We start from the raw sequence: 13,795 nt of genomic DNA, 5'->3' as shown, positions 1-13,795 counted from the left end.
TGCGCAGGGCTTGCTACGGATGTCCCGGCCGGCGCGGGGGCACGCCGCCGGGCCTTCCAGGCCGGGGACGCACCGAGGGGTACGGCCTGGACCGGGTGGTCGGACGCCGTCGAGGACGGCACCGAGGGGACGTGCGCGGGGGCCGCACTGCCCGCCGCCGGGCTGGGGGTGGTCTTGGTCACGCTTTCGGTGGTGAAGGTTTGGGCACGGCGGTCACCCGTCGTAGTCTTCTCGGCAGGCCCGGCTTCTGAACCGGTCCTCCGCGCGGCAATCGCCCCAGCCGCCATCGCGTCCCCCAGAATGCAAAACGGGCGCGCGACGGAACGCCGCGCACTCCAGAGAGTGGCAAGAATACGGAACGTACGTGCGTCCGACAATCGTGCCACACGATACGGGCGGGCCGGAGCGACCGGTTTCCCGCGTCACCTGCTCAGACTCCGCCTCGGGTTATCGGCGTGGCATACCCATCGGCGCCCGCGTTGAACCCCTCATGTGTCGGGGATCGGACTCTGCCGGCGTACCGGGACGCCTCAGGCCGATCCGTCACGTAGGTGCCGTACCCGCTCCGCCAGGTCCGGCGGGGGGTGGTCGACGGTGAACAGCTTGTCCCGACTGGCGGCCCCGATCCGCAGGCTCACCGCCGCCGCGCGCAGGCCCAGGGCCTCGGCCAGGGCCCGGCGCGCCGCCTCGGTCGCCCGGCCGTCCACCGCCGGCGTGTTCACCGCGACCACCAGCGCCGGGCCGTGCGGCCCGGCGTGGCTACCGCCGACGCGGGTACGCGACGAGCCCGGCTTGACCCGGACGGCGATGGTGACCACCCACCCATTCTGCGTCGACGGCGGACGGTGACCCACGCCGGACCGGCGGACGGCCGGCGGTGACCCGCGTCAGACCCGGCGGGCCTCGGCCAGCAGCGCGCTGTCGGGCTCGCACAGCCCGCAGGGCGTGAAGCCCAGCTCGACGGCCTCGTGTACCGGCAGCGGCTCGCTGTCCCGGCCGAGCAGGTGCACGCAGCCGGCCAGGTGGTAGCGCGGCCGACCGTCGACGACGAGCACGTCGTTGCTCATCCGGGCCACCCGGGCGGCGTCCGCGGCCGACACGTACTGGGCGACCGGCTCGTCCGCCGGCTCCTCACCCTCGATGTCGTCGGGGTCCTCGTCGAGCATGACCTGGCTCGGGAGCGACTGACTCACGTCCGGGGCGCCGCTCTGCGCGGGGATCTCCTGGGCCGCCACCAGCGGGCGGCGGTCCTGCACGCCCTCGCGGATGGCGGGGATCGTCTCCGTCATCGGCTCCGGCCGGCCCCGGTACCCAGCCGGCTCGGCGTAACCAACCGGCTCGGCATACCCGGCCGGCTCGGCGTAACCAGCCGGCTCGGCATACCCGGCCGGCTCGGCGTAACCAGCCGGCTCGGCGTAACCGGGCGGCTCGATCAGCGGGGCCCCCTCGCGGGAAGCACGGGTACGTCCTCGGGCTCCCTTGCCGTTGCCGGGCGCCGAGGCGGCAGCCGCCCGGCGGCTGCCCACAACGAGCGCGATCGCGGCGAGCAGACTCGCCGCCACCGAACCGACGAGGTACGTGTTGGAGCCCTGTACCAGACCCAGCGCCAGTAGCACGATGGAGCCGAGGATGAGAAGTAGACTTCCGACTATCACGGCCGGCCCTCCGGGGCGGTAGTCCCTGACCTGTCGTCACGTCTAACGATCGAACCCCGGATCAGCGACCGGCACAGCGGCGAGTCGCGTGCGCGACACGCCGCTGTGGAGTCGAATCAGCGTCCGCCGTCCATCCCGGAACGGCCACCGTACGCTCCGGCGAGCGTCGCCAGGCCGCCGGTGTTGCCACCGACCGACCGGCCGTTCTCGGTCCGGGTGAGGTCCGCCTCCAGACCCTGTGCCCGACCGTCCAGGTCGCGCAGCTGGCTCTCGAGGTACGCCTTCAGGCGCGTGCGGTACTCACGCTCGAACTGCTTGAGCTCCTCGATGTGCTTCTGCAACGCCGTGCGCTTCGCGTCGAGACCGGCGATGGCCTCCTGGTGGCGCTGGCGGGCGTCCCGCTCCAGGGCGTCGGCCTTGGCCCGCGCCTCGCGGGTGACCTCCTCGGCCTTGGTCCGCGCGTCGCCCAGCACCTTGTCGGCCTCGCGACGGGCGTCGTTGACGTGGTCGTCAGCGGTGCGCTGGGCCATCATGAGCACCCGCAGCGCCTGCTGCTCGCCGTCGCCGCCGCCCACCACGCCGGCGCCACCCTGGGCCCGGACCTGGTCGAGCTCGGCCTGCATGCTGCGGGCCGCCTGCTCCGCCGCCGACTTCTCGCGCTGGACGCGGTCGAACTGGCTCTGCAACTCGCTGAGTTCGGCGGCCAGCCGCGCGTCAGAAGCGCTGCCACCGCCCACGCTGCGACCGCCGCCACGCTCGGCCTGCGCCCGCAGCTCGTTGTTCTCCTCGATCAGACGGGCGAGCTCGCGCTCGACCTCATCGAGGAAGGCGTCGACCTCCTCCTCGTCGTATCCCCGCTTGCCGATAGGTGGCTTCTTGAATGCGACGTTGTGGACGTCGGCCGGGGTGAGCGGCATCGAAACTCCTCGGGTTCAGTTGCGGCCGCGTGGCGCCATCACTACTTGCAGTTACTAGATCAGACGCCGTACCACGACGTTCATCAGCACGAACAGGATAACCAGCAGCACTAGGGAGGCTAGGTCCACACTCACCGTACCAATTCGGAGCGGTGGGATCACTCGCCTCAACGCGTTGAGGGGCGGATCGGTGACGCTCCAGACGACTTCAAGTGCGGCAGCGGCACCGCGCCCCGGTTGCCAGCGCCGCCCGTACTGCAGCACGGCACCCATCACGAACCTCGCCAAGAGGATCAGGATGAAGATGTAGAGCAGCAGATAGACGACCTGCATGGTGACCGACAACACGGTGGCCTGGCCTCGCTAGCTCTGGTTGAAGAACCCGCCCTCGGCGATCTTCGCCTTGTCTTCTGCCGTGACCTGAACGTTGGCCGGCGAGAGCAGGAACACGCGGTTGGTGACGCGCTCGATCGTACCGCGAAGGCCGAAAGCTAGCCCGGCAGCGAAATCAACCAGTCGCTTAGCATCCGCCTCGTCCATTTCGGTGAGATTCATGATGACTGGGACGCCATCGCGAAAATGCTCACCAATGGTCCGCGCCTCGTTGTAGGTCGTGGGGTGCAGCGTCGTGATCTGATAACGACGCTCCTCCTCCTCGGCCTGGCTCGCCGGGCGCTCGTTCACCCGCGGCGCGAGAGCGAGGTTCTCCCTCGTGGGGTAACTCACGGTCGACGACGTCGGACGGGCGATGGACCGTACGGTCGAACGCTCGGCGCGGGCCTCCCGCTCGGCGGCCAGTCGCTCGCTGACCCGGGTCCTGGTCGACGGGAGCGGCTGCTCGTCGACCTCGTCCTCGTCGCCGAAGTCCTCGCCGTACCGGTAGCCGCGCTCGTCGTAGCCGCGCTCACCGTACGCACGCTCGTCTTCGTCCTCCACGAGGCCTAGCCAGACCCCTGCCTTCCGCATTGCTCCCACGCCGCGCCCCTTAGCTTTCGTGCGGCACCGCCCCGTGCCGTGACCCCAAACCCCGGACCGAATACCCGCCCGGTATCCCGTCCCGGCCAAAACCACACTGGTGTAGTTTTCGATGTCCCGACCGCGAGGCTACCGCAGCGGGGGTCGTTTCCCGAGCAATGCGCTGCCGATCCGGACGTGTGTCGCACCTGCGGCGATGGCCGCCTCCAGATCGGCGCTCATGCCCGCGGAGACGACCGTCGCGGCCGGATGCTCCCCCCGTAGCGCGTGCGCCACCTCGGCGAGCCTCTCGTACGCCGACGGCGGGTCCCACGACAGGGGCGCCACCGTCATCACTCCGCGCAGCCGCAGCGACCCCGACCCGGCCACCGCCGCGACCACCCGGTCGAGGTCGCGCTCGGGTACGTCCGCGCCGCTGGCGGCGCCGCCGCGGTCCAGGTCACCGTCCAGGCTGACCTGGACGAGCACGTCCAGCGGCCGCTCCCGCTGCCGGGCCGCGGCCCGGTCGAGCGCGGCCGCCAGCGGGACACTGTCGACCGAGTGGACCAGGTCGGCGTACCCGACGACCGACTTCGCCTTGTTGCGCTGGAGCTGGCCGACGAAGTGCCAGCGCACCAGCGCCTCGGCGGCGGCCAGCTCGGCCGCCTTCGGCGCGGCCTCCTGGTCCTTGTTCTCCCCGATGTCGTGCACGCCGAGGTCGACCAGGCGCCGGACGTCGCCGGCCGGGTAGGTCTTGGTGACGGCGATCAGCGTCACCTCGCCAGGATCCCGGCCAGCGTCGGCACAGGCCGCCGCGATCCGCCCCCGGACCTCCGACAGGCGGTGGGCGAGCTCGTCCCGTCGCGGGTCAGCGCCGGTACTCACGCGCCGTTCTTGAGGAAGTCGGGCACGTCAACGTCGTCGAAGAGCACGCGCCGGGGTGTCGCCGGGGGCGCCTGGCGCGCCGTCGGGTTCGGGCTCGCCGGCTCGACCGGCGTGGGCGCCTTGCGCGGCGGCTCGGCCGGCTTGTACGCCGGGGCACCGCCGTCGAAGCCCGCCGCGATGACCGTGACCCGCACCTCGTCACCGAGCGCGTCGTCGATCACGGCACCGAAGATGATGTTGGCGTCAGGGTGCGCCGCGTCGGTGACCAGCTGCGCCGCGTCATTGATCTCGAACAGGCCCAGGTCGGAGCCGCCCGCGATGGACAGCAGCACGCCCCGCGCGCCGTCCATGCTCTGCTCCAGCAGCGGGCTGGAGATAGCCGCCTCGGCCGCCTCGACCGCCCGGTTGTCGCCCCGGGCGCTGCCGATGCCCATCAGCGCGCTGCCGGCACCGCTCATGACGCTCTTGACGTCGGCGAAGTCCAGGTTGATCAGGCCCGGCGTGGTGATCAGGTCGGTGATGCCCTGTACACCGGAGAGCAGCACCTGGTCGGCCTGGCGGAAGGCGTCCATCATGCTGATGCCGCGGTCGCCGAGGGCCAGCAGCCGGTCGTTCGGGATCACGATGAGCGTGTCGCACTGATTGCGCAGCTCTTCAATGCCGGTCTCGGCCTGCACCTGCCGCCGCTTGCCCTCGAAGGAGAAGGGCCGGGTCACCACGCCGATGGTCAGCGCGCCGATCTTGCGGGCGATGTTGGCCACCACGGGCGCGCCGCCGGTGCCGGTGCCGCCGCCCTCACCACAGGTCACGAAGACCATGTCGGCGCCCTTGAGCACCTCCTCGATCTCGTCGCGGTGGTCCTCGGCGGCGTTCTTGCCGACCTCGGGCTGGGCACCTGCGCCGAGACCCCGCGTCAGCTCACGTCCGACATCGAGCTTCACGTCGGCGTCGCTCATCAGCAGCGCCTGCGCGTCCGTGTTGATCGCGATGAACTCGACGCCCTTGAGCCCGACCTCGATCATGCGGTTGACTGCGTTGACGCCGCCGCCACCGATGCCGACGACCTTGATGACCGCCAGGTAGTTGTGCGGATGTGTCATCGGACGTGCCTTTCCTTCGAGAATCGTCGAGCACCGGTCCGGTGCGGGTGTCCGCATCGGGTGCGGCCCCTCGCGGTCGGCGTCCGCTTCGTGCAGACGGAGCAAGGGTTCGGCAAACCCTCACCCTTTACTAGAGGCTTATAGTTATGTCAACTAATGCCTGGTGGAAAGGTATGTGCCGACCTCGTTTGATCCAAGGACCGGCGTCGGCGTGTCGCCGGGTCACTTGTCCGTGACACCGCCGATCGACGAGAAATGGCCGACCGGACACCTTTCACGGCCGCCATTTCTCCTCGATCGACGAGAGGAGCGGCTATTCACCGACAGTACCGTCGATGAGCTCCCGCATGGCGTCGAAATGGCCATTGTGCCGGGCCGTCTCCTCGATCATGTGCAGGTAGATCCAGCGCAGCGAGATGTCCACCCCCAGCTTCGGGTGGTACCCGGTGTCGTCGAGGCCCCGGCCGGCGGCCAGTTCCCGCGACCTCTCACACTGCTCGGCGTAGCGCTTGAGCACCCCGTCGAGCGACTCCGTACCGGACCGGGCGAACTCGGCGTCCCGCTCCACCAGCCACGGCAGCGGTACGTCCACGCCGGTGAGGATCCGTTCGAACCAGTTGCGCTCCACCCAGTACAGGTGCAGCACCAGCCCGGCCGGCGACATGGCCGGAGACGACGGCAACGGGGTGCGCCAGGCGTCGGCCTCGGCCAGCCCGGCGCACTTCACCTGCACGGTGGTCCGGTGGTAGTCCAGCCAGCTCTCCAGCAGGCTGCGCTCGTCGCCGGTGAACGGCGGGTCGAGCCTCTGCACGGCATCCTCCATCAGCGGGTGGTCACCACGGACGGCGCGCTCACGTCCGTCACCTTCTGGGGTCCGGACAGCATCAGGATCGCCACCCGGGCCTTCTCGTCGTTCTGGGTCGAGTCCCCCCACACGATCTGCCGGCCGTCGCTAAGCTCCAGCCGGATGCGGGCGGGCGCGTCCGCGACCAGGACCGCCATCGGGTCACGCAGTTGGGACGGCAGGACGGCGAGCACGGTCAGCGCGGCCCGGGTGGCCGGGTCGCCCCGGCCGGGGGTACGCAGCTTGATCACGGGCAGCCCGGCCGGCGGCTGCGCCGCCCGGTCGAACACCGTCCCGGTACGGTCGATCACCACGTACCCGTCGCCGGCCGGCACGACCGCCAGCGGGGTGCGCTCGACCACGCGTACCACGAGCGCATGCGGCCAGGACCGGCTGACCGTCGCCCGGTCGACCGCGGGCAGTCCACCCACCCGGCGCGCCACCGCGCCGGTGTCCACGCGCACCAGCGGCGTGCCGGGCGCCACCCGGGCGGCCGCCCGTACCTGGTCGGCGGTGACCAGCCGCGCGCCGGTCACCCGGATGTCGGTCACGCCGAGCACCGGCGTGGCGTAGCCGACGCCACCGAGGGCGGCCAGGAGCGCGAGGACGCCGAGCCCGACCAGCCACGGCACCGCCGCACGCAGCCGGCGCCGGCGGGCCCGTTCGGAGAACCGGCGTACCGACGTCGGTACCGCCTCACGACGCGCCCGGACCAGCCGCCACCGGCCGGACGTCGGACCCACCGCGCCCCTACTCGGCGCGGGCGTGGCGCGCCACGTACCCGTTGCCCGTGGACCCGTTGCCCGTGGACCCGATCGACTCCTCCAGCGCGGCGAGGAGTTCGTCGCCCATGAGCGAGATCGGCGGCGCGCCCATCGTCACCACGACGTCGCCCTCCCGCGCCCGCCGGGCCACCTCGGCCGGCACGTCGTCCCAGTTCGGTACGAAGATCTTCCGGTCCTCGGGCAGGTCGATCTCGGCCGTCAGCGCGACGCCGCCCTCCCCCGGCTCCCGGACCTCACCGGGCCCGAACACCTCGAGCACGATCGCCTCGTCGCCGATCGCCAGCGCCGCCGCGATCTCGGTCTGGTGGTCCCGGGTGCGGTACACCCGGTAGGGCTGGAAGACCACGATCAGGCGGCCGTCGCCGGCGATCTCGCGCAGCGTGTTCATCGCCGCCGTCATCGACGTCGGGTGGTAGGCGTACTCGTCGTACACCCGCACGCCGGCGACGATGCCCTTGAGCTCGAACCGGCGCCGCACGCCGGAGAACGCGCCGAGCGCCTCGACGATCGGCTCGATCCCGACGCCCAGCCGCAGCGCGGTGAGCACGGTCGCCGCCGAGTTGAGCCCGAGCACCCGGCCGGGCACCCGCAGCGAGATCTCGCCCAGCGACTCACCGTCGAGCGATGCCATGTACCGCACGCCGTTCACCGAGGAGACGACCTCGGTCATGCGCAGGTCGGCGTCCTCGGCCTCGCCGTACGTGTACACCCGGATGCCCTCGGCCCGGACCCGTTCGGCCATCCGCCGCGCGCCCGGGTCGTCGGCGCAGGTGACGACGAACCCCTCCGGGTCCACCCGCCCGCAGAACTCGACGAACCCGTCCTCCAGGCCGGCCAGGTCGCCGTAGTTGTTGAGGTGGTCGGCGTCGATGTTGGTGACGATCCCCACGTGCGGGCGGTACACCAGGAACGACCGGTCGCTCTCGTCCGCCTCGGCCACGAAGTACTCGCCGCTGCCGTGGTGCCCGTTCGAGCCGGTCTCGGAGATCTCACCGCCGATGAAGAACGACGGGTCCAGCCCGGCGTGCTGCAGGATCTGCGTCGCCATCGAGGTGGTCGTCGTCTTGCCGTGGGTACCCGCCACCGCGATCGAGCGCCGGCCGGCCATCGCCGCGGCGAGGGCCTCCGACCGGTGCAGGACGCGCAGTCCCCGCGCGCGGGCCTCGACCAGTTCCAGATGGTCCTGCGCGATCGCGGTCGAGTAGACCACCGTGTCCACGCCGTCCAGATTGGACGGCTCGTGCTGCATGTGGATGGTCCCGCCGAGCGCCCGCAGGCCGGCCAGCGAAGGCCACTCGCGCAGCTCGCTGCCGGACACCGGGATACCCCGGGTGAGCAGCAGCCGGGCCAGTCCACTCATGCCCACCCCACCGACCCCGATGAGGTGCACCTTCCCCAGGTCCTCCGCCGTCAGCTCGGCGAGCTGATCTGGCTTGGCCGTGTTCACCGACCCATCCCCCCCACCACTTCGTACATGAAGGCGCGTAGCGCCTCGTCGCCGTCGCGGCGTCCGTACGCCGCGGCGGCCCTGCTCATCGTGTCCAGGCGCGCGTGGTCGCGGGCCAACGGGACAATCGTCCGCTCGATCCAGTCCGGCGTCAGGTCGCCGTCGTCGACGATCAGGCCACCCCCGGCGTCGACGATCGGCAACGCGTTACGGCGCTGCTCGCCGTTTCCGTAGGGTAGCGGTACGTAGACTGCGGGCATACCGACGGCCGCGGTCTCCGCGCAGGTGATCGCACCACCCCGGCACAGGGCCAGGTCGCCGGCCGCGTACCCCAGCTCCATCTCCGACAGGAACTTGACGGTGACGTACGGCACCGGCAGGTCCGGCGGGATCTCGACCGGCTCGTTGCGCGCGCCGATGATGTGCAGCACCTGTACGCCCGCCGCGGTGATCGCCTTCGCCGCGCCGGCCATCGCCAGGTTGATCGACCGGGCTCCCTGGGAGGCGCCGAACACGAACAGCGTGGGCAGGTCCGGGCGCAGCCCGAAGTGCGCACGGGCCTCGGCGCGGCGGGCGGCGCGGTCCAGCGAGGTGATCGACCGCCGCATGGGCACGCCGGTCACCCGCGCCTGGCGCAGCGCCGGCACCTGCTCGACCTGGTGCGGGAAGCCCACCGCGAGGTCTCGGGTGAAGCGCATGCCCATCCGGTTGGCCACGCCCGGCGGCACGTTGACCTCATGGATCACGATCGGCGTCTTGCGCCGCCACGCCGCGAGGTAGGCCGGGACCGAGACGTAGCCGCCGAAGCCCACCACGACGTCGGCGGAGACCTCGTCGAGGATGTCGCGGGTCACCTTGGCGGCCCGCCACATCCGGTCCGGGGTGCGCATCAGGTTCATGTTGACCGAGCGCGGAAGCTGGTACGCGGGGACGTTGCGCAGGTCGTAGCCGCGCGGCGGGATCAGCTCGTTCTCCAGCCCCTTCGGCGTGCCCAGGCAGGTGATACGCAGTCCCGGATCGTGCTGCCGCAGGCAGTCGGCGAACGCGAGCAAGGGATAGATGTGTCCGCCGGTACCTCCACCGGCGAGCACGACCGACCGTACGGAGCCCGCGCCGTATACCGCCATCTGAGCGTTCCTCCCCTTCGGCTAGCGGTCCCGGCCGCCGCCCATGTCTCGTCCACCGCTGTCGAGGCCTGCCCCCGCGGCGCCCGGTCCGCCGGCGCCACGCCTGCCGCCCCCGCCCGTCCCGTCGGCGCCCCGACGGCCCGGCAACGGTGGCAACGGCGCCCACACTAGCTGTACCCACGGACGCGGCGGGCGGGCGTGCAGGGCTCGCGCGGCGTCTGGCTCGGCGCGGGCGAACGAGGTCAGGATGCCCGCCGCGGAGAGCACGACGACCAGGGCCGTTCCACCGTCGGAGATGAACGGCAGCGGCACACCGGTCATCGGCATGATGCCGATGACGCCACCGATATTGATCATCGCCTGTCCGACGATCCAGCAGGTGATGCCGGCGGCGACGAGCCTGCGGAACGGGTGTTCGACACGGCCGGCGATGCGCAGCCCAGTGTAGGCGAGCACCGAGAACAGGGTCACCAGGACCACACAGCCGACGACGCCCAGCTCCTCGCCGATCACCGCGAAGATGCTGTCGTTGTGCCCGTTGGGCAGCAGCCCCCACTTGAACTTGCCCTGCCCGAGACCGACGCCGAACCAGCCGCCGTTGGCGATGGCGTACAGGCCCTGGAAGAACTGGTACCCGCCGTTGTCGCGGTCGGCGTGCTCGGGGTCGAGGAACACGGTGAGCCGGGCCGCGCGGTAGCTGGCCATCGAGATCAGCAGGGTCATCCCCAGCGCGGCGGCGCCCAGCAGCGCCACGAAGACCCGTTTGGGCGCCCCGGCTGCCCAGAGCACGCCGAGGAACAGCAGGAACAGGCACGTCATGCTGCCGAAGTCGCCGTAGCCCACGAGTCCGAACAGCATCAGCGCGACCGGGAGCAGGGGGTTGATCAGCTCCCGCCAGTTCGCGATCTTCGTACCCTTGCGGACGAGCACGTCGGAGGCCCACAGCACCAGCCCGAGCTTGGCCAACTCGGACGGCTGCAACTGGAAACCGCCGATGTACAGCCACAGCTCCACGGCGTGCAGCGGACCGACGTGCACCGCTATCGGATCCGAGTGCGGCGGGGTGTTCAGGGCGGTCAGGAACGCCAGGATGTCGGTGACGACCACCAGCACGAGGCAGCCGATGATCACGACCCGGCTCACCGCCCGGTAGGTGCGCATCGGCAGCCGCTGGCAGATCCAGAAGCCGATCAGCCCGACCACCGCCGAGGACGCCTGCCTGATCAGCGAGGTGTACGCGCTGCCGCTCTGCCTGAAGCTCTCGACGCTGGTCGCGCTGAACACCATCACCAGGCCGAAGATCAGCAGCAGCCCGACGCTGGCCAGCAGCAGGTAGTACGAAGCCAGCGGGCGGTCGAGCAGTCCGCGCAGCACCGCCGCCGGCCCGGCTGCCGGCCGGGCGGCCGCCGTCGGCGCGGACGTGGGCGCGGCGGGAGGGTCCCTGTCCTCAACGGTCGTGTCGGTCTTCACGCCACCCCCTCGGCCCCGATTGTCCCGCCACGCCGGCTGTCAGGTACCGGAGCCGGCCAGGGCCCGCACCGCCGCGGCGAACGCGCGCCCCCGCTCGGCGTAGCTGACGTACATGTCCCGCGACGCCGCCGCCGGGGACAACAGGACCGTATCGCCGGTCGTGGCCAACCGCGCGGCGGCGCCTACGACCTCGGTCATCGCCCCATCATCGGTCCTGGCGACCTCGACGGTGGGGACGTCGGGCGCGTGTCGCGCCAGCGCCGCGGCCACCTCGGCCCGGTCGACGCCGAGCAGCACCACGCCGGCGAGCCGGTCCGCGACCGCGCGTACCAGGTCGGACACGTCGACGCCCTTGAGCTGGCCGCCCGCGATCCAGACCACCCTCGGGTACGCGGCCAGCGCGGCCAGCGCGGCGTGCGGGTTGGTGGCCTTGCTGTCATCGACGTACGCCACCCCGCCGACCGTGGCGACGTGGGCGTTGCGGTGCGCCTGCGGGGTGTACCCGGCGAGCCCGTCGCGCACCGCCGACGCCGCCACCCCGTACGAGCGGGCGAGCGCCGCGGCGGCGAGCGCGTTGGCCACGTTGTGCGCGCCCGGCGGCTTCACCAGGTCGGCCGCGACCAGTTCGACGCCGTCGTGGACGAGAACCCCGTCCACCACCCCGAGCCGGCCCGGCCCCGGCTCGCCCAGCGTGAAGCCCACGGTGCGGCCCGGTACCCGGGACAGCGCCGCCGCCACGCGGGGATCGTCCAGGTTGCCCACCGCGACGCCGTCGGCGGCCGCCGAGCGCCAGATCGCGGCCTTGGCCCCCGCGTACGCGTCGAAGTCGCCGTGCCAGTCGAGGTGGTCGTCGGCGAGGTTGAGGATCGCGCCGGCCTGCGGTGCCAGCGTCGACGACCAGTGCAGCTGCTGGCTGGACAGCTCGACGGCGAGCACGTCGTACCCGGTGGCGGCGAACACCAGCGGCTCGCCGATGTTGCCGAGCGCGGCGGTCCGCAGCCCGGCGGCGGCGAGGATCGACGCGAGCATCGTCGTCGTGGTGGTCTTGCCGTTGGTCCCGGTGACGGCCAGCCAGGCCGGCGCGTCCGGACCACGCAGCCGCCAGGCCAGCTCGGGCTCGCTGTACACCTCGAGCCCGGCGGCGAGCGCCGTGACGGCGAGCGGGTGGTGGGGCGGGAAGCCCGGCGAGACCACGACGTCGGTGACGGCGCCGACGAGGTCCGTGCCGTCCCCGACGGCGGTCTTCGCGCCCGCCGCCCGCAGCTCCTCCAGCGCCGGGCCGTCGGCCCGGTCGACCACGGTCACCTCGGCGCCCGCGGCGAGCAGCGCGCGCGCCGCCGCGGCGCCGGCCACGCCGGCACCGGCGACGAGGACCCGACGCCCCGCGTACCCGGTCCCGCTCATCCCGACACTCCCTTGGTCACCACCCGCAGGAAGTCGGCGTAGAACAGGCCGATGCCGATCGCCACCCCGAGCCCCGCGATGATCCAGAACCGGACGACGATGTTGACCTCGCTCCAGCCGGCCAGTTCGAAGTGGTGCTGCAACGGCACCATCCGGAAGATCCGGCGCCCGGTCATCCGGAACGAGCCGATCTGCATCACCCAGGTGATCACGATGATGAGGAAGAGCAGGCCCAGGATCGGGACCAGCAGCACGGTGTTGGTCGCGTACGCCAGGCCCGCGATCAACGAGCCGAGCGCGAGCGCGCCCGTGTCACCCATGAAGATCCGGGCCGGGGACGTGTTCCACCACAGGAATCCGGCCAGCGCCCCCGCTGCCGCGGCCGCGATGATCGCGACCTCCAGCGGGTCACGGACGTTGTAGGAGTACGCCGCGCCGACCGAGTACGCCTTGTCGGCCTCCCAGTGCCGGTACTGCCAGAAGCCGATGAGCGCGTACGCCCCGATCACCATCACCGACGCGCCGGTGGCCAGGCCGTCGAGGCCGTCGGTGAGGTTGACCGCGTTGGACATCGACATGACCACGAAGACGAACAGCAGGACGGCGCCGACCTTGCCGATCTCCAGCCAGTAGATCTCCTTGACGAACGACAGGTACGTGCTGCCGACCGTCCCGCCGGCCTTGTTCGGGAAGTACAGCGCGATCACGCCGAAGACGGCGCCGACCAGCGCCTGGCCGATGAGCTTGCCCCGCTTGTTGAGGCCCAGGCTGTTCTTCTTGCTGACCTTCAGGTAGTCGTCGAGAAAGCCCAGCGCACCGGTACAGAGGAACAGGCCGAGCAGCACGATGCCGGTGGCCGTGGGCCCGGCCGGGGTCAGCCGGAGCTGCACGTCGGGCAGCGTGCTCAGCACGAGGTGCCCGGCGAGGTACGCGAGGAGGGTGGCGAGGATGAACGCCACCCCGCCCATCGTCGGGGTGCCCTTCTTGGCCAGGTGCGGCGGGACCGGCCCCTCCGACCGGATCGGCTGGTCGGCCCGCAGCTTCGTGAAGACCTTGATGGCGATCGGGGTGAGCAGGATCGACAGGATGAACGCCGCGAAGGCCGCGACGATGACAGCCCTCACGCCGAGACCTCGCTTCGCTCGATCCCGACGTGAGGCCTAAGCCCACTGAACCAACCGGTTCGCTCGCTACGCTCGCTCATGCC

14 protein-coding genes are annotated in these 13,795 nt (G+C 71.4%); all 14 read right to left on the bottom strand.

What is annotated here, in order from left to right:
- Positions 1-530: 530 nt before the first annotated feature.
- The 14 genes from Pme01_RS08445 to mraY all read right to left on the bottom strand — a co-directional run bounded on the left by Pme01_RS08445 (position 531) and on the right by mraY (position 13,712).
- A complete protein-coding gene (locus Pme01_RS08445) occupies positions 531-818 on the bottom strand; it encodes a DUF167 domain-containing protein (RefSeq protein WP_239088091.1) in 288 nt (95 codons plus the stop codon).
- Between the two features lie 69 nt (positions 819-887).
- Positions 888-1,655 carry a hypothetical protein gene (locus Pme01_RS08440; RefSeq protein WP_168115025.1) on the bottom strand — a complete coding sequence of 256 codons (768 nt, stop codon included), beginning with the start codon at positions 1,653-1,655 and terminating at the stop codon, positions 888-890.
- A 116-nt stretch (positions 1,656-1,771) separates the two neighbouring features.
- On the bottom strand, positions 1,772-2,572 hold the full coding sequence (locus Pme01_RS08435) for a DivIVA domain-containing protein (protein WP_168115024.1): 801 nt from the start codon (positions 2,570-2,572) through the stop codon (positions 1,772-1,774).
- Between the two features lie 54 nt (positions 2,573-2,626).
- A complete protein-coding gene (locus Pme01_RS08430) occupies positions 2,627-2,920 on the bottom strand; it encodes a YggT family protein (RefSeq protein ID WP_168115023.1) in 294 nt (97 codons plus the stop codon).
- 15 nt (positions 2,921-2,935) lie between these two features.
- On the bottom strand, positions 2,936-3,547 hold the full coding sequence (locus tag Pme01_RS08425; RefSeq protein ID WP_168115022.1) for a cell division protein SepF: 612 nt from the start codon (positions 3,545-3,547) through the stop codon (positions 2,936-2,938).
- Between the two features lie 129 nt (positions 3,548-3,676).
- Positions 3,677-4,411 carry a YggS family pyridoxal phosphate-dependent enzyme gene (locus Pme01_RS08420; protein WP_168115021.1) on the bottom strand — a complete coding sequence of 245 codons (735 nt, stop codon included), beginning with the start codon at positions 4,409-4,411 and terminating at the stop codon, positions 3,677-3,679.
- Positions 4,408-5,511, bottom strand: coding sequence for a cell division protein FtsZ (gene ftsZ / locus Pme01_RS08415; RefSeq protein WP_168115020.1), 1,104 nt, complete (start codon positions 5,509-5,511; stop codon positions 4,408-4,410). The genes Pme01_RS08420 and ftsZ overlap by 4 nt, the downstream gene beginning before the upstream one ends.
- A gap of 313 nt (positions 5,512-5,824) precedes the next feature.
- The gene (locus tag Pme01_RS08410) at positions 5,825-6,322 is read right to left on the bottom strand and encodes a DinB family protein (protein WP_239088090.1); all 498 of its coding nucleotides are present in this window, start codon (positions 6,320-6,322) and stop codon (positions 5,825-5,827) included.
- Between the two features lie 11 nt (positions 6,323-6,333).
- Positions 6,334-7,098 carry a cell division protein FtsQ/DivIB gene (locus tag Pme01_RS08405; protein ID WP_168115018.1) on the bottom strand — a complete coding sequence of 255 codons (765 nt, stop codon included), beginning with the start codon at positions 7,096-7,098 and terminating at the stop codon, positions 6,334-6,336.
- Between the two features lie 7 nt (positions 7,099-7,105).
- Complete coding sequence (gene murC / locus Pme01_RS08400) at positions 7,106-8,587, bottom strand: UDP-N-acetylmuramate--L-alanine ligase (RefSeq protein ID WP_168115017.1); 1,482 nt, start codon at positions 8,585-8,587, stop codon at positions 7,106-7,108.
- A complete protein-coding gene (murG, locus tag Pme01_RS08395; protein WP_168115016.1) occupies positions 8,584-9,714 on the bottom strand; it encodes an undecaprenyldiphospho-muramoylpentapeptide beta-N-acetylglucosaminyltransferase in 1,131 nt (376 codons plus the stop codon). Before murG ends, murC begins: the two co-directional genes overlap by 4 nt.
- Before the next feature lie 21 nt (positions 9,715-9,735).
- The gene (locus Pme01_RS08390; protein WP_168115015.1) at positions 9,736-11,184 is read right to left on the bottom strand and encodes an FtsW/RodA/SpoVE family cell cycle protein; all 1,449 of its coding nucleotides are present in this window, start codon (positions 11,182-11,184) and stop codon (positions 9,736-9,738) included.
- 39 nt (positions 11,185-11,223) lie between these two features.
- Positions 11,224-12,588, bottom strand: a complete 1,365-nt coding sequence (gene murD / locus Pme01_RS08385) for a UDP-N-acetylmuramoyl-L-alanine--D-glutamate ligase (protein ID WP_168115014.1) — start codon at positions 12,586-12,588, stop codon at positions 11,224-11,226.
- Positions 12,585-13,712 (bottom strand): phospho-N-acetylmuramoyl-pentapeptide-transferase, encoded by a 1,128-nt coding sequence (gene mraY / locus Pme01_RS08380; RefSeq protein ID WP_168115013.1) that lies wholly within the window; start codon positions 13,710-13,712, stop codon positions 12,585-12,587. Before mraY ends, murD begins: the two co-directional genes overlap by 4 nt.
- Between the last annotated feature and the right edge of the window lie 83 nt (positions 13,713-13,795).

The sequence above is a fragment of the Planosporangium mesophilum genome, from assembly GCF_016863255.1.
In the GTDB taxonomy this organism is placed as follows: Bacteria; Actinomycetota; Actinomycetes; order Mycobacteriales; family Micromonosporaceae; genus Planosporangium; species Planosporangium mesophilum.
The sequence above is the reverse complement of the archived record's forward strand: the minus strand, read 5'-3'. Positions and strand labels throughout refer to the sequence as shown.

Bases quoted from the DNA above. Each gene is read 5' to 3' on its own strand.
- Pme01_RS08435 (WP_168115024.1), bottom strand. From the start codon at position 2,572: ATGCCGCTCACCCCGGCCGACGTCCACAACGTCGCATTCAAGAAGCCA.
- ftsZ (WP_168115020.1), bottom strand. From the start codon at position 5,511: ATGACACATCCGCACAACTACCTGGCGGTCATCAAGGTCGTCGGCATC.
- murG (WP_168115016.1), bottom strand. From the start codon at position 9,714: ATGGCGGTATACGGCGCGGGCTCCGTACGGTCGGTCGTGCTCGCCGGT.
- murD (WP_168115014.1), bottom strand. From the start codon at position 12,588: ATGAGCGGGACCGGGTACGCGGGGCGTCGGGTCCTCGTCGCCGGTGCC.